This window comes from Mycolicibacterium tokaiense (assembly GCF_010725885.1).
Taxonomy (GTDB): Bacteria; Actinomycetota; Actinomycetes; order Mycobacteriales; family Mycobacteriaceae; genus Mycobacterium; species Mycobacterium tokaiense.
Genome location: NZ_AP022600.1, coordinates 5854290 through 5873241 on the forward strand (window position 1 = coordinate 5854290; position 18952 = coordinate 5873241).

The window sequence follows — 18952 nt, forward strand, 5'->3', positions numbered from 1 at the left end:
GCCGCAGAAGGCGACGGGGGGTGTGAGTAGCTCACTACTCCATGTCAGCTCGTACTGGGCTCCTCGGCGAGTTTGGCGGCCGCAAAGTCGGCGGCCTGCACCACCATGCCGTCGGAGATGTAGCGGCCATGGGCTCCGAGGTCGCCGCCTTCGGAGCACACGAAGTCGTTGGGCACACACAACTCGATGGTCTTCGGCTGGTACAGGGGGCCGATGCTGACCGACGGCTGCTGGATCATGTTCATGAACCGGTCCGACGGTGTTCCCAGCAGCGCGACGGCCGCCACGTGATCGGCGACGTCCGCGGGCATCGGCGCGGGCACCTCTGATGCCGTAACGCCTTCCGGCACAATCTCATTGGTCACGAAGCCCATGACAGCGGCGCCCTGGGAGAAGCCGCCGAGCACCATCTGGGTGTCGGGGCAGTTCATGGCGATCTCCTGCACATGGGTGCTGGCATCGACGACACCCTGGACACCGGTGGGGAAATCCGGGCTGGCCGGATAGTCGACGGGGTACACCCCGACGGACTTACCGGCCACCCTGGCCCGCAGATCGTCGACGAAGGCCTGCCCCATGGCACCCACGCCCGGGGGCTCGGTGGTCCCGCGCGCGAACACCACCTGGACATCGGGACACCCCGGCGGGGCGGGAGCGGCCACCGGCAGGGCCGGCGGAGGCGCCGCCGGATCGACCGGCATCGACGCCACGGGCGGCGCCGCCGCAGGGGCCGGCACCGGAACGGGGAGCACGTCGGGCGCCGGACCCGGGGCGGGACCCAGCGGCACGGGAGCGGGCACCGGCGGTGGCGGCGGCGCGGGCTCGGCACCCGCAAGGGGCACCCCCACACCCAGCACCAAAACCGGCGCCAGAACGGTTGCGCTGCAAACACGAGTTAGATGAGCTGACAAACCCATACATCGATGGTGACACAGGTGCGCCGGGTGCGCCTGATGCACGTCCGATGTTGCATGCATCTCGCCAGCTCAGGACCACCGCGGCTCGGGACAGCCAAAGGATGTGGTGGCGGCCCCACGTGCACCATCTCCGCCCGCGCCGGCATCCACCCGCGGGCGCTCTGGCACACAAACGCGGCGGCCACCGCGGCCGCGCCGCACCGGCGCCGCGCACCCTCCAGCGAACTCCGGAAGTCGCGGCGAGCAGGCTCACAGATCCCTCCTTGACCTCGTGTGTTGTCAGCACGGTGGCGCGCCACGCCGAGGAATTGACGTTTCTGTAGGCAGGGGTCCGGGTACTTCTGCCCTGCGGACGAGGAGGTCACACATGCCTAGTTGGGGCTGGATTCTGATCGCGGTCGTCGTCGTCATCCTGGCGGTGGTCGCGATCATGGCAACCCGCTCGAAGAGCGGCGGAAAACGCACCGAACGACTCAAGCAGCATTACGGACCCGAGTACGACAGGGCGGTCGACACGGCGGGCGACGAGAAGTCCGCCCAGGCCCTCCTGCTCGAGCGGGAGAAGCAGCACAAGAAGCTCGACATCAAAGGCTTGTCGCCCCAAGCGCGCACCATGTACGCCGAACAATGGCGGCTGGTTCAAACCGGTTTCGTCGACAACCCGACCACCGCGGTCAAGGATGCTGACCTCCTGGTCAACCAGGTGATGCGCGAGCGCGGCTACCCGGTGGACGATTTCGAGCAGCGGGCGGCCGACATCTCCGTCGACCACCCGGGTGTGGTGTCGGATTATCGTGCCGCACACGGCATCTACCTGTCCCAGCAGAAGGGGCAGATACCCACCGAGACGCAGCGTGAGGCCTTTGTGCACTACCGCGCGCTGTTCGAAACCTTGTTGCAGCATGACACCCCCGAGGAGGCCCGAGCATGACCACACCGCGCCAGCACACCGACGCGTATCCCGACCAGCCGAACGCCGATCAGTACCCGCCCCAACAGCAGGGCGGCGACGCCTACCCCGCCCACCCGGGAGCGGAGGCCTACCCCACCCAGCAGGGCGCGGACCCCTACGCCGGCCAACAGGACGCTGACCCGTATTCGGGTCGCCAGGATTCGCCGATCGAACCCCAGGCAGCCGGATTCAGTGACACCACTGCACGCACGGATCCGTCGGCGCAGCAGCATGATCGGTCCACGTCTGCAACTGCGTCGGAGGCTCCCACCGGCGACGCGCTGTTCGCCGACAATGATCTGTCCGAGCTGCGGGCCCGGTGGAACGATGTGCAGGCCGCATTCGTCGACGATCCCCGCGCGTGCGTCCAGAAAGCCGACAGCCTGGTGTCGTCGGCGGTGGACCAACTGACCGCCAACTTCAGCCATACCCGCGCGCAGCTCGAGGAGCAGTGGTCGCGGGGCGAAGATGCCTCAACCGAGGACCTGCGTGTCGCCCTGAAGCGGTACCGGGACTTCTTCGATCGCCTGCTCTCGGTGTAAGCCAGCCACGTTCAATGCCGGTGTGCCAGTGGCACACCGGCATTTGCGTGTTCAGACCAGGCCTGCCAGTGCGACGTCTGACTGCGGGCGACCATCATTCCGCGATGGATCACCACGCGGTCAGCGGGAGCCGTCCCGATAACCTCGGCAGCGCTGGTACCGCGCACCGCGAGCAGATCGGCGCGAGCACCCACGTGTGGCCCGGCCTGCGGCAGGCCCATCACCACCCGCGCCCGGTCGGTCACCATGTCCAAGGCGACCTCGGGATGGACGTGACCGGCGGTCACCGCGAGCATCGCGGTTTCCAGCGCGTCACTGCGACCGAGGGGGTTGAACGGATCACGGACATTGTCCGCGCCCGCGGCCACCGGTACACCTGCATGCTGCAGAGCGGCGATCGCGGTGATGCCGCGTGGCGTAGCGACCGGTGTGTCACGGCCCTGCAGATAGAGATTGGTGATGGGGTTGGTCACCACCCCCAGCCCGGCCGCGGCGAGCTGCGGCAGTAGCACCGCGAGTTCATCCGCGGACATGGTGCCCAGGCGGGTGCAGTGGCTGGCTGTCCGGGTGCGCCCCTGCGGCCACCGGCCGGCGCGCTGTGCGTAATCGGCGATGGTGATGTGGTCACCGAAGAGGAACTCGTCGGTGTGCAGGTCCGCGCCGACTCCCCTGTCCTCGGCAACTCCGAGCAACCGATGCAGCTCTGCCGCTGGATCCGGAGCGTTGTGTGGCGAGCCGCCCACCAGATCGGCCCCGGCATCAAGTGCGGCATAGAGCAATCCGGTGTCGGAGTAGGCCTTGATGAGGGCCACGATCTCGATATCCATCACCTCGGCGAGTTCGCGACGTACGGCATCCACGGCGCGGATTCCGCGCAGCGGGTCGTCCCCGGCGAGCACGTCGACATGGGTGCGCACCGCGGTGGTGCCGTTGCGCAGTGCAGCCAGAGCCGCTTCGCGGGCCCGGCCGCGGAAGTTCGCCTCGTCGAAGCGCACCGACCCCGCCTTCCATGCGGCGATGGCGTCGTTCAGATCGCCCAACGGAGGCTGCAAAGCGTCCCAGGACAACGCCTTGTCCAGATGCGCATGGGGCTCTGCCGGGGCGGTCATCAGCAGATGACCCTGCAGGTCTATCCCGTCCTGAGCCGCCGGGTCGGCGGGGGTCACGGAGGTGATGATGCCCCCGGCGATACGGACGTCCACCACCGCACCGTCGATCAAGGTGGCACCCCGCAGCAACGAAATCGGCTGTGCGGTCACCGGTCAGGTCCGCCGGGTGCGCACGTAGAGCCCCGCCACGTGGGCACAGGCCGCCGACCGCGCCTCTTCGGCGTCGCCGGCCTCGATGGCCGCAACAATGCGTTCGTGCTCGCCCACGGCCAAGCGCCGGTTGAGTTCGGTCCCCCACATGTCGGCCCGGTAGAGATGCGACTGCCCGTCGAGGCGGGCCAGTGCGTCCGAGAGCGGGCGGTTGCCGGCGGTGTCACGGATGAGCGTGTGGAACTCCAGGTCCAACTTCGCGTCCCGCTGCCGGTCGGCCGTCTCCTCGAGGAGTTCGCGCTGAACCTGCACCATCTTGCGCAGTTGCTCCACCACCGCATTGCCGGCGATCAGGGTCGCATGGTGGGCGGCCAGGCCGTCGAGTACCTCACGGACGTCGAACACCGCCTTGACCGCCTCGTCGTCGAGCAGGGTCACCCGCGCCCCGGCATTGCGGGTATGGGTCGCCAGACCCTCGAAGATCAGCTGCTGCACCGCCTCCCGCACCGGGGTTCGGCTGACGTTCAGCCGGGCCGCGAGTGCCGGCACCGACAGCGGACTGCCCGGGGCCAGCTCGCCGGTGAAGATCATCTCCTGCAGCGAGTTGTGCACCGATTCGGTGAGCAGGGCTCCGTTGGACGCTGGCATGGCTGCCCTCCTAGTTCCCGGCGGCCGATACCCGGGCCGCCTCCCGCAGCGGCTGCGCAGGGGCGACACCGGTGCGCAGCCCGGCCACCTTCATCGCGATGTTCTCGGCAACGGTAATCGGTGGGTAGCCCACCTCCCCCTGGGCCAGCGTCCCGGGCAGCGCCTCGAGGACCGCGTCGTAGTTGCCGTCGAAGAAGAACGCCGCCGAACGCCGGCGCTGGATGCGCCCGTCGCAGACGGGTGGGCACACCCGGTGCACCGTCGACAACCACCGGTCGTTGGTCCAGCGCGCCATGGCGTCACCGAGGTTGATCAACAGCGCCCCGTCCGCGGGCTGCACGTCATGCCAGGCACCGTCGCGGTCGAGCACCTGCAGCCCCGGCACTTGGTCGGCCCACAGGATGGTGACGATGCCGAAGTCGGTGTGCGCCCCCATCCCCTGCAGCTCCGCGCCGATCTCCGCATCACCCTCGGGCAGTGCGAAGTTGTTCATCTTGAGGACCTCGATCGAATGGTCGATCATCGGCTCGAAGTACCCCGCGGGTAGGCCGAGGACATCGGTGAACGCGACCATCAAGATCCGGGCCAGCCGCTGCGTTTCCCGGAAGTAGGCCTCGATCTTCGGCTGGAAGCCCGGCGTGTCGGCCGGCCAGTTGTTGGGCGCATAACTGGATTCCGGCAGCTCCACATCGAAGTCGGCGGCCTGGGTACCCACGGTGAACGCCTCGTAGTAGTCGTTCATCTGGTTGGCGGAAATTCCGAGGCTCATGCTCAGCGATTCGCTTTTCGGCGGTGAGTAGCCCCGGTTCGTCGCCGGGTCGCGCCGGTACTGTTTCTTCACCTCCAGTGGCAGCGCGAAGAACTCGTCGAGGGCGTCGGTGAGGCCGGCAACAGCAGCGGGGCTGACACCGTGCCCGACGATCTGGATGAAGCCGACGCTGCGGCAGGCCCGGTCCAACGCGACCGCCACCGCCGCGCAGGTCTGATCCGTGGCGGCGTCTCCGCCGGCCACGTATCCGCTGACATCCAGCACAGGTACTTCGAACACATTCTCTCCCTTCACAGTTGACGTCCCGATTCGTGCCAGCGCCCGACGGCCAGCCGGGTCACCACGCCCATCGCAGCGAACACCAGCACACCGAAAACCGATGCCAGCACTATCGCGGCGATCAGATCCTCGGACTGCAGGCGGCCGCGGTAGACGTCGAGCAGGGTGCCGATACCGGGCTGGCCCTTGGCGAAGAACATGTCGCCGATGATGGCGCCCACCACCACCAGTCCGGCAGCGGTGCGCACTCCGGTGAGGATGGCCGGAAGCGCCGCCCGTAGTTCGAGTTTCACCAACCGGTCCCAGCGGGAGGCGCCGGAGATCGTGAACAGCTCGTGCATGCCGCGGTCCACCGAACGGATCCCGAAGTGCGTGTTGGTGATGATCGGGAACACCGCGATCAGGACGCACACCAGGGTGCGCGCCGCCATGCCGTAGCCCAGCCACAGTCCGATCAGCGGGACGATCGCCAGAATCGGAATCACCTGGATCACCACGGCGTACGGGTAGATCAGCTTTTCCAGCCAACGTGCCTGACACATCAGCACACCCGTCGCGATCCCGGCCGCCACTGCGACCGCGAAACCGACGGCGGTCACCTGGGCGGTGACCGACAACGCCGCCAGCATGGGCTGCAGGTGCGACCAGTCCAGCAGAGAGTTGCGTAGCACGTCCACCGGCGGCGGCAGCATGAACCGGCGGTGCGGTTCCAGTAACAGGTAGCTGACGGCGGACCAGATCACCAGTCCGGCGCCCAGTGCCAGCACCGGGTATCCCACCGCGGCCCGCAACCGGGCGGACCGGGTGGGTTCCGCATCCACCGCGCGGGCAGTGGCCCGCGCCAGTAGGCGCGCGGGCGTGTCGAGAACCGTCATGAGTGCCTCCCGTGCAGCAGCGCCGACACCGCGGCGACGAGATCGGTGAACCGGTTCTCGAAGCGGAGTTCTGCTGACCGCGGATAGGCGAAGTCGATGTCGACCACGCCGGCGATCCGGCCGGGCCGTGATGTCATGACCACCACCCGATTGGCCAGGTACACCGCTTCTGAGACGGAGTGCGTCACGAACATCGAGGTGAAGCCACGCTGGGTGTAGAGCCGTTGCAGTTCGACCTGCATGTCGAGTCTGGTCATCTCGTCCAGAGCTCCGAACGGCTCGTCGAGCAACAGGATGTCCGGGGACAACGTGAGGGCGCGGGCCAGTGACACCCGCATCTTCATGCCGCCGGACAGGGTGTTGGGAAGCTGGTCGGCGAACTGGTCCAGCCCGACCGCCGAAATCGCCTCCGCGGCACGCTGTCTGCTCTGCGCACGGTCGGCCTTGCCGAGTTCGGCACACAGTGCCACGTTGTCTCGCACCGACCGCCACGGCAGCAGCGTGGGTTCCTGGAAGATGAACCCGACCGAGGTGGTGTCCAGCCGGACCTCACCGGTGCTCGGCGACTCCAGCCCGGCGGCCATGCGCAGCAGGGTGGACTTGCCGCAGCCGGAGGGGCCGACGACCGCGACGAACTCACCGCGTCCGATCGCCAGATCGGCCCGTTCGACGGCCACGGTCCCCGTGTCGAATCGTTTGGTCACCGCACTGAATTCGATCCCGGGCCGGCTGCCGGGCGACGGTTCCAGCAGTGACGGGGACGAGGAGGGGGCTGACTCCACGGCGACTCCTGATCAGTCTGCATGCACTTGACATTGCTTTGGTCTCTTTCAGGGTTGATTACATGTATTACGGTCGCGTTTCCCGAGGTGAACCCGATGTAAGAAGATCCGATAAACGTGCAGTTAATGCCGGTACTTCCGCCGATGCCGCCGAGGTTTTACCCAACGGCAACACTGGTCATGATTGCATGTAATTACCGGTCCCGTTGATGCGCCGAAACCGTCCCGCCCCGTCCCGCCCCGTCAGGAGCCACCATGCCCCGATCCCGCCTCACCGGAGGCGCCGTCGCCGCCTGCGTCGCCGTCACGCTGTCGGCGTGCGCCTACAGCAGCGAAGAGACCCCCCAGAAAACCAGTGTCGAAACAGCGCCTGAGGCACAGTCATTGGCTGATGTGTGCCCGGCGAACGTCGGCATCCAATTGCAGTGGCAGCCGCAGTCGGACATGGGCGCCGTCTTCGGATTGCTCGGCCCCGGCTACCAGGTGGACACCGAGGACAAGTCGGTGACGGGCCCGCTGGTGGCGGCCGGTAAGGACACCGGTGTCGATCTGACGCTGAAGTCCGGTGGGCCCGCCATCGGTTTTCAGTCCGTCCCGTCGCAGCTCTACGTGGACGACACCCTGGTGATGGGCATCGTGCACGGGGACCAGCTGATCGCCGCGGCCGCCGACCAGCCCGTCATCGGCGTCACTCCGCTGCTGAAATACAGCCCCGCCATTCTGATGTGGGATCCGGCCAGTCACCCCGACTGGCAGACGGTCGCCGATATCGGCACCACCGACGCCACCGTGGTGGTGTCCAAGGACCAGATCTTCCCGCAGTGGATGGTGGGCAAGGGGATGCTGCAGCAGTCGCAGATCGACACCAGCTACGACGGCGCACCGGCCCGCTTCGTCGGCGACCCCTCCATCGCGCAGCAGGGTTTCGCCAACTCCGAGCCCTACACCTACGAGCACGACACCCCGTCCTGGGACAAGCCCGTGGGCTACGGGCTGATCAAGGATGTGGGCTATGACATCTACGCCTCCAACATGTCGGTGCGCGCCGACAAACTCGACGAACTCGCACCGTGTCTGGAGAAGCTGGTGCCCATCATCCAGCAGTCGGGGGTGGACTACGCCGCCGCACCCGAGGCCGTCAACAAGGTGATCGTCGACGTGGTGTCCCAGGACAGCACGTACTCGCCCTACTCCGAGGGCGAAGCTGCCTTCAGCGCCGATCTTCTGGTGGACAAGGGCCTGCTGGCCGCCGAGGACGACGGTTCCTTCGGCGTCTACGACCCGGCCCGCACCGCCCGCAACGTTGAGGATCTGCGCGGTGTGCTGGCCGGGAGCGGCAATGTGGTTCCCGCCGAGATGACCGGGGACACGCTGTTCACCAACCGTTTCAGCGATCCCTCGATCGCCACCAACTAGCAGGACAGGACTCACGATGACAGAGCTGACCGAACTGCAACGCGAACGCGCCATGGGCGCGCTGGGCACCGAGAGTGACCGCGAGGTGCGACGCATCTCGCTGGCCGGTCTGGCGACCCGGCGCTCAGAAATCGCCGACGAAATCTGGAGCGCAGCAACCGATATCGGCTTCTTCCAAGTGGTCGATCATGGCATCGACCTCGCGGAGGTCCGGGCGGCGTTCGCCATGGCCGAGAAGTTCTTCGCCCTACCCGATGAGGTCAAGGCGCGGTGGCCGAAACGGTACAACTCCGGGTGGGAGCAGTTGACCCAGATCCGGCCGTCGGTCGGCGTCCCCGATCAGAAGGAGTCCTATCAGGTCACGCTGTCGAACATGGACGGCCTCTGGCCCACCGACGCGGAACTGGCGGGGTTCACCTCGACCATGCTGGATTTCGAGCACCGCTGCTGGGAGCTGGCCATGGAACTGCTGTCGTTGTTCGCCGACAAGCTGGGCTTCGACCGTGACTTCTTCACCCGGGCCCACGACCCGTCGTCGTCGACCTACCAGAGCACGCTGCGGCTGCTGCACTACTTCGCGCTGCCCGCAGATGCTGACCTCACCGGAGTGTGGCGCGCGGGTGCGCACACCGACTTCGACTGCCTGACCCTGCTGTTCCAGCGGGAAGGCCAGGGCGGATTGCAGGTGTGCCCGGGCAAGGAGCGCGACGCGCAGCAGTGGACCTCGGTACGACCGTCCGAGGACGCCATCACCTGCAACATCGGTGACATGCTGATGCGCTGGAGTGACGACCTGCTGCCGTCGAACTTCCATCGCGTGAAGAGCCCGGGCCCGGACGACCACCGCGGAGCGCGCTACAGCATCGCGTTTTTCGCCCAGGCCAACAGTGAGGTCACCATCGCCGGGCCGAGCGCCAAGTATCCGGAGATCAGCGCCAAAGACTATCTGCAGCAGCGGATCAGCGCGAACTTCGCGCGCTAGCATCCCACCAGTCCAGGACTCGCAACGCGATCAGCGTGAGCCACTTGGAGGGCTGCCCGGCCGGCACGTCGACGTGGAACCAGACTCGGCCGCGATGGCGGCCGGCATTGTGCCAGGTGCCATCCGGTGCACGGGCGTCCCGGATCATGGTGATGGCGTCGGCCAGCCGTGGATCGGGGCGCCCGACTGCCCGAAAGTAGTCCGCGGCATTGAGCACGCTGTAGCACCAACGGAACGGGAAGCTGAACTCCCCCACCCACGGCGCCACCGGCTCGCCGGTGGACAGGCGGTTGATGAGGCTGCGCTGCAACAGGTACTCCTCGCCGCTGCGGCGAACTGCGGCGTCTCCGTCACAGGCGGCCAGGCCCTTCAGTGCATTCAGCGTCGAATGGAATGACGACCGGGTGGACCCGTTCACCCATTCGCAGTTCCACCCGCCGTCGGGTAGCTGGTGATCGACGAACCAGTCGGTGATCCCGGAGACGTCCACGCCCAGCCACACGCCGCTGGCCAGCGTCCACGCGTTGATGCAGCAGTCCACCTCGCCGCCCCAGAACGGCAGGTCGTCGTACTCCCAGCGGCTGTGGGCGGCCAGTCGCTGCGCCGTGTCGCCCAGCACCGCGGCGTCCACACCCCACTCCCGCAGATCCTTGAGCGCCCAGGTGGTTGCCGTCCACGGCTGCGCTTCCCGGGCCTCGTCGAAGTCGGCGGGAAAGAACGCACCGCCGGCCCACTGGCCATCCGCGTCCTGCTGGGCGAGCAGGCGGGCGCCGAAGCCTTCGACGGCCACACGTGCCCGGGTGGCCTGCCACACCTCGGGCGGTGCGTGCAGCACATCACGTTCGACCTGCCAGCGCAGGGCCGGGTCGGAGTCCAACAGCCAGGCGACCACGGAGTCGTGGAGCATGCGCCGATGGTAATCGGGCAGGATGGCGTCAGGATGACCGACAACGCGAGCCCGGCCCAGCCCAGCCGCCGGAGCCACATTCTGCGCCTGGGCGTGTTCGCCGGGTTCCTGGCGGTGCTGTTCTATCTCGTGGCCGTCGCGCGGGTGATCGACGTCGACGCCGTCCGCGGCGTCATCAGCGCGGCCGGCCCGGCCGCGCCGTTGGTGTATGTGGTGGTGTCGGCGGCGCTGGGGGCGGTGTTCGTGCCCGGGCCCCTGCTCGCCGCGGCCAGTGGGTTCCTGTTCGGGCCGGTGATCGGGACCTTCGCGACGCTGGGTGCCACCGTCGGCACCGCGACCATCACCAGCCTGGTCGGTCGTCGCGCCGGCCGCGAGAGCGCCCGCGGACTGCTCGGCGCGGACCGGGCCGACCGCCTCGACGCGCAGATCGCGCGCCGCGGTCTGTGGGCCGTGGTCGGGCAGCGGTTCGTGCCGGGCATCTCGGATGCGCTGGCCTCGTACGTCTTCGGCGCGTTCGGGGTTCCGTTGTGGCAGATGGCCGTCGGCGCATTCATCGGCTCGGCGCCGCGGGCGTTCGTCTACACCGCCCTCGGCGCCTCCATCGGGGAGTTCTCCGCTCCGCTGGCCTATACCGCCATCGGGGTCTGGTGCGTCACCGCCGTCATCGGCGCCTTCGCCGCCCACCGCGGCTGGCGCGCCTGGCGTGGTCACCGAACGCCCGAAACCGACACACGGGCCCCAAAGTCCGAGTAGCTGGCGGCATCTTGTCGGTCTCGGTGTCGTGGCGAGGCGCAGTCAGTCGAAGTACTCCCGCTCAGCCGAGTGCACTGCAGCCCGCACCGCCTCCGCCAATTCGTCGATCCGATCGCAGTCATCGGGCAACTGCAGCACCGACACCCGCAGCAGCCCACCCGGCGGGTTGACGAACGACGTCGACCCAGCCGCGACCACCAGCCCCTGCCGCGCCAGATTCACCAGCGTCGTAGTCTCATCGGGCACCTGCACCCACACCACGAACCCGTCCGGACTCCCGGTGGCGGTCAACCCGGACCGGGCGAACGCGGCCAGGGCAGCCTGCCGACGGCGCCGATACACAGCGCGGGCCCGGAGCAGCGTGTCGGCAGTCTGCTGATCCTCGATCAGAGCAGCCAGAGCATTCTGGAGGATCCGGCTGTTGGACGCCATGCCGAAGCTGCGCAACCGGATGGTCCTTTCGATCAGCTCGGCGCTGCCGCCCATCACCGCAGTCCGCAGATCGATGCCGAATGCCTTGCAGTAACTTCGGATTCGCAGCACCTGCCCCGGGAGGCAAGTCCCCAGTGTCGCGGGCTCCCCGTCTGTCAGCGGGCCTGCGCTGTCGTCCTCCACAATCCAGGTGTGCGGCGCGCGGTCGGCCATCAGTGCAGCCAGGCGCGTCGCGCGCTGCTCGCTGAGCGCACCGGACACCGCATAAGCGCCGCTGGGTTGCAGCACCACCGCGGTCACCCCGGCGTCCAGCGCGGCGCTCACCGAGGCGATGGTGGGGCCCTCGGCGTCGGCACGCACCGCCACCGGCTCGATCCCGAGACCGCGCAGGATCTCCAGATATCCAGGACTGACGGGCTCCTCCACTGCCACCGGACCGCCACCTGCCGCTGCCGCGGTGGCAAGCACCACCGCCTCGGTGCCGCCACCCACGCAGTTCCACGCCTGCGCCTCGAACGGCCACTCACCGGCCACGCTGCGCAACAGCCGCGGCGTGATGTAGGCCCGCTGCGCGGCATGCAGGTCCGGAGTGTCGAGCGCCCGCACGAGTGCCGCCGCCAGATCAGGCTGCAACGCCGGATCCGGTGTCACCGTCGACATTTCAATCTCTGACCAGTCCAGCACCCGGGGTGCAGCGGCATGCAGGTCCACCACCACAGTCCCGCCGCGGCGACGGGTCGCCAGGCGTCCGGTGTCCCGCACCCGGCTCCACGCCGTCATGACCGTACCCGGGCTCACGCCCGCGGCTCGGGCGAAGTCGCGGATGGTCGGCAGCTGCGCGCCCGGGGCCAACTCGCCCGCATCGATCAACCGGGTCAGTCCGGAACCGAGCGCCTTGGCGCTGGTGCCCGGTAGCCGCTGCGCCAGCCATTCCGCCTCGACCTGGCCGGTCGCGGCGCTTCGGGGCGCCACCGACGGCAAGCCCGTCATGCGAGCGCGCCGGAACCCAGGCGGTGCGGCGCCAACCCGTAGTGCTGCCGCAACGTGCTGCCCTGGTAGTCGGAGTGGAATACCCCGCGGGCCTGCAGCAGGGGGACCACGTGGTCGACGAAGTCGATCAGCACACTCGGTGAGCTGGCCATGTGCAGGTTGAAACCGTCGGCTGCCTCGGCCAGGTACCAGTCGGTGATGGTGTCGGCTACCTGCTCTGGGGTGCCGATCACCGAGACATGCTGGGTGCCGTTGCGGCGCAGCCGGAATACCTCCCGCAACGTGAGGTTGTCCTTCGCTGCCCGGTCCAGCAGCCCGTCGAGTTCACTGGCCGCGGTACGGCTGATCTCGGCATTCGCCAGCAGATCGAACGGCAAGGTCCGGTCCATGTCCAACGCGTCGGCCGGGATGCCGAGCTGGCGGGCGAAGAACGAGACCCGGGTGGCGTCCGGGGTGGCCTCGTCCAGCTCCCGCTGCCGGGCTCGGGCAGCGGCCTCGGTGTCACCGATCACCACGAAGAACCCCGGTAGTACCTTCATGGCATCCGGATCACGTCCGGCGTCGGCCGCCCTGCTGCGCAACAGGTTACGATAGGTCACCCCGTCGCCCAGTTCGGTCTGGTGGGTGTAGACCGCATCGGCGGTGCGCGCCGCCAGTACGATGCCGTGCTCGGACGCCCCCGCCTGGACCAGCAGCGGCCGGCCTTGCGGCGACGGCGGTACCAGTGGCTCCCCGGCCACCTGGATGCGTTCGCCGGCGAACGCCGCGGGCCGCAGGGCGCCGGGCCGCAGGTAGTCGCCGCTGGCACGGTCACCGGCGATCGGGTCGGGCTCCCACGCCTCCCACAACGCGACCACGGCGTCGACGAACTCGTTGGCACGGGCGTACCGATCCGTCTTGGCCAGGGCATTCGGCGCCGAGAAGTTGCGTGCCGCTTTGTCTCCCGCGGTCACGACGTAGTTCCACGCCGCACGGCCACCGCTGACCAGATCGAGCGACGACACCTGGCGCGCCAGGTTGTACGGGTCGTTGTAGGACGTGGATGCCGTGCCGATGAGTCCGATCCGCCGGGTGGCGCCCGCGACGGCAGTCAGAGCGATGAACGGGGTCAACGCCCGCCAGGGGTGATGCCAGTAGGCGCCGTCGAAAGCCGGCGTGTCCGCCAGGAACACCGCCTGCAGTTTGCCCCGTTCGGCGATCTTCGCCAGTTCGACGTAGTGGTGGTGCGTGACGAACCAGGACGGATCGTGCTCGTCGAGCCGCCACGAACCCTTGGCGGTGCCCCCCGGCAGCAGGTTGAGGTTGAGAATCAGTCCCTCGTCAGGCCGTCGCGACATGGACCACCTCCCGCAGCGGCGCCAGCACCTCGGACACGGTGAGCTCCAGGCTGGACTTCCACTGCGCCAGCGTGAGTTTGGCTGGTGCCACCTGGAGCAGCACCTCGTCCACCAGATGCAGCTCCGGGTCGTTGCGCAGGGCGGTGCGCACCAGCTCGGGGTCGCCGTACCAGGGGTCACCGTTGCCATTCTTGCGGTGCAGCGCGATGGCACGCTCCCCCGCAATGGCGCGCGCCTGCGCGGTCGTCTCGGCGACGATCACCGTGCGGGAAGCCGCGATCCGCTGTTGTGGCCCGGCGTGCGCCCGGAATCCGTCGATGGCCTCACTGTGCCGGTGCAGATTGCCCTCGTAGTCCAGCGCTTTCGACGACCGCAACAGCAGGTTGTCCCCGATCGCCCCGATCTCGGCGGCGTGCGCCGGGTCGCTGGCCACCCGCCACAGGCGCTGACGTAGATTTCCCGCCGGTGGGTACAGCCGCTTGCCGCCGCCGAGGTCATCCCCGTCGAGCACCCGGCGCAGGGTGGCCGCCTTCTCCGTGTACACCCGCAGTCGGTCGTCCCAGTCGACACCGAACGGACCGAACGCCCAATCCTCGAGCCCCGAGCCGAGTCCGAGTTGCAGTCGACCGCCGGACAGCGCATCGGCGATCACGGCATCCTCGGCCACCCGGATCGGGTTCTCCAAGGTGATGACGACGACACCGGCGCCGAGCCGGATGCGGCTCGTGCGCTGGCTCGCCGCGGCCAGGAACACCAGCGGTGAGGCGATGGTGCCCTTGTCGGAACGGAAGTGGTGGGAAGTGACCCACGCTGTCGAGAGTCCGAGCTCTTCGGCGTAGGCGATGAGCTCGAGTCCGTCGTGGTACTGACGTACCGGGTCGGCCTCGGTGTCGTTGAGGCGGAAGAAGATCCCGAAATCCGGCAGGGTGGGTCGCGTCATGTCAGCTCTTCCAGGTGTCGTAGGCCCAGAAGTTGGTCATCCCGCGCGGCGGGTCCAGCCACCGCTCGATCTCGTGCACCGCGCTGCTGGCGGCCACGTTGTAACGCTCCGTGTACAGCGGCAGTGTCGTCACCTGATCCACCAGCGCGTACTGAGCCACCCTGTCGTACGCAGCCCTGCGGGCGTCGTCGTCGAGCGCGGTGCGTCCGTCTGCAAGCCAACCGTCCACCTGCGGATCCTCCAGTTTGGGCCCGTTGATGGCACCGCCGGTCTCGTAGATCTTCTCCAACACCACACCGATGTCGACGCCGCCGACCGCGCGGGGGAACGCCTCATAGGTGTTGGTCTCGCGCACCACGTCCACGGTGCCTTCGTCACGGAACTGCAGATCCACGTCGATGCCGGCGTTGGTGCGGGCCTCGGCCTGATACGCCTCGAGCACGGTCGACAGCGGGGGCTTGGGCTCGGTGGCGATCAAGCGGATGGTGAGGCGCTGGCCCGCGGCGTTGGTGCGGTACCCGTCGCTGTCGCGGGGACCCGTCCAGCCGGCCTCGTCGAGCAGCCGGTTGGCCTCATCGATGTTCCCGCCATAGGAGTTCTCGTATTTGGCGTCGTAGAACGGGCTCTGCGGTCCGACGATGCTCCAGGCCCGATCCGAGCTGCCCTGCAGCACGGTGTCGATGATCGGGTTCAGGTCAACCGCTTCCCGCAACGCCCGACGGACGCGGACGTCCTTGGTGTTGTCACCGGTGACGTTGAAATACAGCGAATAGGGCGAGACATTGGACGGCTTCCACTCGAATTGGAAGCCCTCCACGCCGTCGAAGGTCGCGATATCGGCAGGCGCCACCTGGGCGATGGCATCCACCTCACCGGAGGTCAGCAGGCCCGCCCGCACGTTTGGTTCCGGCACGATCTTGACCACGAGCTCGTCGAGGTAGGCCTTACCCTCGTGGGACGCCAGCGCCGAGGGCCAGTTGTAGTCCTCGTTGCGCGTGAATCGCAGCTCGGAACCTTCGACCACCTCGTCGAGGATGAAGGGCCCGGTACCGGCGATGCCCACGCCGCCGGCAGCAGCATCCGGGTTCTCCAGTGATTTGGGTGAGATCTGCCCGCCCTGCAGCGAGGCCAGGGTGTTCAGCCAGTTGGCGGTGGGCTCTTTGAGCACCGTCCGCACCGTGTAGTCGTCCACCACCTCGGTGGCGGCCAGGTTCTGAAAGGTGCTCTTGGCCACCGACGGTGCATACTCGGTGTCGGTGATGATCTTGTCGAAGTTCGCCTTGACGGCCGCGGCGTTGAACGGTTCTCCGTCGCTGAACTTCACGTCGTCACGCAGCGTGAAGGTGTAGGTCAGGCCGTCGTCGGAGCGCTCCCAACTCGTGGCCAGCCACGGGTGGATGGACTCGTCGTAGTCGATGGCCACCAGGCTGTCGTAGACGTTGCGCATCACCTGCACCTCCGAGCAGCAGCCACGCACCTGGGGGTTCATCCCCTCTTCGGGGTAGTCGGCCTGCGCCACGGTCAAGGTGCCGCCGCTGACCGGCTCGCCGCCGGCGTCACCGCCACTATCGCTGCCGCCGCACGCAGTCAGCGCCAGCATCGCGGCGGCCCCCAGGGCCGCCAGCCTCAATCGTCTCTTCACTTCGTGGGTTCCTTTCGTGGGATTTGTGGGGTTCCACCGGCGCTGAGCGCCGGTGAGACTCCACAAATCGCTGGTTTCAGAGCGTGGGGACTGCTTGGAGAAGCGTCTGGGTGTATTCGTCGCGGGGGTTGTCGAACACCTCGTCGGCGGTGCCCTCCTCGACGACGCGGCCGCGGTGCATCACCAGCACCCGGTCGGCGACGTGGTGCACCACTCCGATGTCGTGAGAAATGAACAGCAGACCGGTATTTCGGTCGGCGCGGATCTCCAGCAGCAGGTCCAGGATCTGCGCCTGGATCGACACGTCCAGGGCAGAGACCGCCTCGTCACACACCAGCAGTTCGGGGTCCGAACCCAGCGCGCGGGCGATCGACACGCGTTGGCGCTGCCCACCCGACAGCGAACGCGGATGCCGGTCGATGACGCCGAGCGGCAGGTGCACCAGGTCCAACAGCTCCCGGATCCGGCCTTCCCGCGCGCCCTTCGCATGACCGAGTGCCACGGTCTCGGCGATGATCTCGCGCACCGTGTACCGCGGATCGAAGGAACCCACGGAATCCTGCGCCACGAGCTGGACGGCCCCCAGCCGAGGTGCCGTTCGCCCGTCCCACCGGGTGTCGTTGACCGCGACGTAGCCCTCATCGGGAGCCAGCAGGCCGGTGACGATGCGTGCCACCGTCGACTTCCCGGACCCGGACTCCCCCACCAGGCCGACCACCTCCCCCCGCCGGATGGAGAACGTGACGTTCTCGGCCGCGGTGAACCGCTGACGCCGGCCTTGCCGGTAGTACTTGCTCACACCTGCGACGTCAGCGACCACCTCCGCGCCCACCGAGAACGTCGGCAGCGCAGGGGATTCCAGGTCGCTGAGTCGGCGCCCGCGGGTTTCGCGGCCCGGAACGGCGGCCACCAGCCTGCGGGTGTAGTCGTGCTGGGGGTGGTGGATCACCTCGTCCACCGAACCGCGCTCGACCACCCGCCCCTTGTGCATCACCACAACGTCATCGGCCACCCGGGATACCACAGCCAGATCGTGGCTGATCAGCAGCACCCCACGGCCGTCGTCGGCCAAGGTGCGCAGCAACTGCAGGATGCGGGCCTGCACGGTGACGTCGAGAGCTGTCGTGGGTTCGTCGGCCACCAGCACGTCGGGGTGTCCGGCCAGCGCCGAGGCGATCAGGGCGCGCTGCCGCAGTCCGCCGGAAAGCTGATGCGGGTAGTTGCGGCGCCGGTAGGCCGGCTCCGGGATCCCCACCGAGTCCAGCAGTTCCTCCACCGCCGCGGCACGCTGCCGCCGGGGCACCCGAAGAGCTTCGGACACCTCGGCCTGCACGGTGCGCAGGGGGTCCAGCGAGGTCAACGCGTCCTGCAGCACAAAACCGATCTGCGCGCCGCGGACCTTGCGCCACTGCTTTTCGGTGAACCCCCGGATGTCGGCACCCAGCACATCGAACGTCTCGGCCTGTACCCGGCTTCCGTCCCCGGCCAGCCCGATCAGGGTGCGTGCCGTCACCGACTTTCCGGAACCGGACTCCCCCACAATGGCCAGGATGCGCCCCCGCCGGATGGTCAGGTCGACATCGCTGACCACCTCCAGCGCGCTGCCGTCCTCGGCGCGCACCGAGTCGAAGGACACCGTGAGGCCCTTGATGTCCACCAGGACTTCGCTCACGACACGGCCCGCCTCTCGAAGCGGCGCTGCAGGTTCCGTCCCACGATCGACACGCTGATGACCGTGACGGTGATGAACAGACCCGGGAAGAATCCCACCCACCAGGCGATCCGCAGATCCTGGCGCGCATCGGAGAGCATCGCGCCCCATTCCGGTAGCGGCGGGGTCGGGCCGAAGCCCAGGAAACTCAACCCGGCGGCACCGATGATGGCGGTGCCGATGCCCAGGGTGGCCAGCACCGGAACGGTGCCCAACGCATTCGGCAGGACATGGCGCACCGTGCGGGTGGCCGCCGACGCGATCGCCAACCGCGACTGCGCCACGTAGTCGGATTCGCGGACCCGCAGAGTCTCGGCCCGGACCACGCGGCCGTAGCGCGGCGCCGAGGCGATCGCCAGAGCCGCGATGACGTTTCCGGTGCCGGGGCCGGTGAGAGTGATGAGCATGAGTGCGAACAGCAGGTCCGGGAAGGCCCCCAGGGCGTCGAAGACGCGCGAGATGCCCTCGTCCACCCGGCGGTGCGCCACGCCGGCGATCAGTCCGAACAGCACACCGAGGACGACGGCCAGCGCGGTGGATGCCACGCCGATAAGAATCGAGTATCGGGCGCCGTGGATGACGCGAGACCAGACGTCGCGGCCGAGATGGTCGGTGCCGAAGACGTGTTCGAGGCTGGGTGCGGCCAGGGCGTTGGCCATGTCGCTGGCCAGGGGGTCGCGGCTGGTGTAGAGCCCGGGGAACACGACGGCGACCATCAGCAGCACCAGGATGGCCGCGGCGATCACCAGGCCGGTGCTGCGGAAGCGGGTCAGTCCCGAGGACAGCGACCGGCCGGGAAAGGCGAATGTTGTTGCCATG

Annotated in this window: 18 protein-coding genes; 5 read left to right on the forward strand and 13 right to left on the reverse strand. The window is 68.1% G+C overall.

Going from position 1 to position 18952, the window contains the following annotated elements; all coding sequences use genetic code 11:
* Positions 1-44: 44 nt before the first annotated feature.
* Positions 45-701 carry a cutinase family protein gene (locus G6N58_RS28220; protein WP_232068170.1) on the reverse strand — a complete coding sequence of 219 codons (657 nt, stop codon included), beginning with the start codon at positions 699-701 and terminating at the stop codon, positions 45-47.
* A 583-nt stretch (positions 702-1284) separates the two neighbouring features.
* Between G6N58_RS28220 and G6N58_RS28225 the strand changes: the two genes are divergently transcribed.
* Entirely contained in the window at positions 1285-1848 is a 564-nt protein-coding gene (locus G6N58_RS28225; protein ID WP_115280590.1) for a hypothetical protein, read from the forward strand.
* The gene (locus G6N58_RS28230) at positions 1845-2411 is read left to right on the forward strand and encodes a hypothetical protein (protein WP_115280589.1); all 567 of its coding nucleotides are present in this window, start codon (positions 1845-1847) and stop codon (positions 2409-2411) included. Before G6N58_RS28225 ends, G6N58_RS28230 begins: the two co-directional genes overlap by 4 nt.
* 11 nt (positions 2412-2422) lie before the next feature.
* On the opposite strand, the gene G6N58_RS28235 is transcribed toward G6N58_RS28230, so the two are convergent.
* The 5 genes from G6N58_RS28235 to G6N58_RS28255 are packed head-to-tail and all read right to left on the reverse strand — an operon-like array spanning position 2423 to position 6993.
* On the reverse strand, positions 2423-3670 hold the full coding sequence (locus G6N58_RS28235) for an amidohydrolase family protein (protein WP_115280588.1): 1248 nt from the start codon (positions 3668-3670) through the stop codon (positions 2423-2425).
* A 3-nt stretch (positions 3671-3673) separates the two neighbouring features.
* Positions 3674-4318, reverse strand: a complete 645-nt coding sequence (locus tag G6N58_RS28240; RefSeq protein WP_115280587.1) for a GntR family transcriptional regulator — start codon at positions 4316-4318, stop codon at positions 3674-3676.
* Positions 4319-4328: 10 nt separating this feature from the next.
* Positions 4329-5366, reverse strand: coding sequence for an isopenicillin N synthase family dioxygenase (locus tag G6N58_RS28245; protein WP_115281991.1), 1038 nt, complete (start codon positions 5364-5366; stop codon positions 4329-4331).
* Between the two features lie 11 nt (positions 5367-5377).
* Complete coding sequence (locus G6N58_RS28250; protein ID WP_115280586.1) at positions 5378-6241, reverse strand: ABC transporter permease; 864 nt, start codon at positions 6239-6241, stop codon at positions 5378-5380.
* Positions 6238-6993 carry an ABC transporter ATP-binding protein gene (locus G6N58_RS28255; protein WP_115281990.1) on the reverse strand — a complete coding sequence of 252 codons (756 nt, stop codon included), beginning with the start codon at positions 6991-6993 and terminating at the stop codon, positions 6238-6240. The genes G6N58_RS28250 and G6N58_RS28255 overlap by 4 nt, the downstream gene beginning before the upstream one ends.
* A 285-nt stretch (positions 6994-7278) precedes the next feature.
* Between G6N58_RS28255 and G6N58_RS28260 the strand changes: the two genes are divergently transcribed.
* Positions 7279-8439: a nitrate ABC transporter substrate-binding protein gene (locus tag G6N58_RS28260; protein ID WP_115280585.1), complete on the forward strand. Its 1161-nt coding sequence runs from the start codon at positions 7279-7281 to the stop codon at positions 8437-8439.
* 16 nt (positions 8440-8455) lie between these two features.
* Positions 8456-9421 (forward strand): isopenicillin N synthase family dioxygenase, encoded by a 966-nt coding sequence (locus G6N58_RS28265; RefSeq protein WP_115280584.1) that lies wholly within the window; start codon positions 8456-8458, stop codon positions 9419-9421.
* Here G6N58_RS28265 and G6N58_RS28270 read toward each other — a convergent pair.
* Positions 9399-10328, reverse strand: a complete 930-nt coding sequence (locus G6N58_RS28270; protein WP_115280583.1) for a squalene cyclase — start codon at positions 10326-10328, stop codon at positions 9399-9401. The two genes, G6N58_RS28265 and G6N58_RS28270, sit on opposite strands and share 23 nt — an antisense overlap.
* A 33-nt stretch (positions 10329-10361) precedes the next feature.
* On the opposite strand from G6N58_RS28270, the gene G6N58_RS28275 reads away from it, so the two are divergent.
* Complete coding sequence (locus G6N58_RS28275; RefSeq protein WP_115280582.1) at positions 10362-11081, forward strand: TVP38/TMEM64 family protein; 720 nt, start codon at positions 10362-10364, stop codon at positions 11079-11081.
* A 42-nt stretch (positions 11082-11123) separates the two neighbouring features.
* On the opposite strand, the gene G6N58_RS28280 is transcribed toward G6N58_RS28275, so the two are convergent.
* The 6 genes from G6N58_RS28280 to G6N58_RS28305 all read right to left on the reverse strand — a co-directional run bounded on the left by G6N58_RS28280 (position 11124) and on the right by G6N58_RS28305 (position 18951).
* The gene (locus G6N58_RS28280) at positions 11124-12503 is read right to left on the reverse strand and encodes an aminotransferase class I/II-fold pyridoxal phosphate-dependent enzyme (protein WP_115280581.1); all 1380 of its coding nucleotides are present in this window, start codon (positions 12501-12503) and stop codon (positions 11124-11126) included.
* Positions 12500-13840: an NtaA/DmoA family FMN-dependent monooxygenase gene (locus G6N58_RS28285; RefSeq protein WP_115280580.1), complete on the reverse strand. Its 1341-nt coding sequence runs from the start codon at positions 13838-13840 to the stop codon at positions 12500-12502. The genes G6N58_RS28280 and G6N58_RS28285 overlap by 4 nt, the downstream gene beginning before the upstream one ends.
* Positions 13824-14780, reverse strand: a complete 957-nt coding sequence (locus G6N58_RS28290) for an LLM class flavin-dependent oxidoreductase (protein ID WP_115280579.1) — start codon at positions 14778-14780, stop codon at positions 13824-13826. The genes G6N58_RS28285 and G6N58_RS28290 overlap by 17 nt, the downstream gene beginning before the upstream one ends.
* Before the next feature lies 1 nt (position 14781).
* Positions 14782-16422: an ABC transporter substrate-binding protein gene (locus tag G6N58_RS28295; RefSeq protein ID WP_147289414.1), complete on the reverse strand. Its 1641-nt coding sequence runs from the start codon at positions 16420-16422 to the stop codon at positions 14782-14784.
* 76 nt (positions 16423-16498) lie between these two features.
* Positions 16499-18094 carry an ATP-binding cassette domain-containing protein gene (locus G6N58_RS28300; protein ID WP_115280577.1) on the reverse strand — a complete coding sequence of 532 codons (1596 nt, stop codon included), beginning with the start codon at positions 18092-18094 and terminating at the stop codon, positions 16499-16501.
* Positions 18091-18951 (reverse strand): ABC transporter permease, encoded by an 861-nt coding sequence (locus G6N58_RS28305; protein WP_115280576.1) that lies wholly within the window; start codon positions 18949-18951, stop codon positions 18091-18093. Before G6N58_RS28305 ends, G6N58_RS28300 begins: the two co-directional genes overlap by 4 nt.
* Position 18952: the final 1 nt, after the last annotated feature.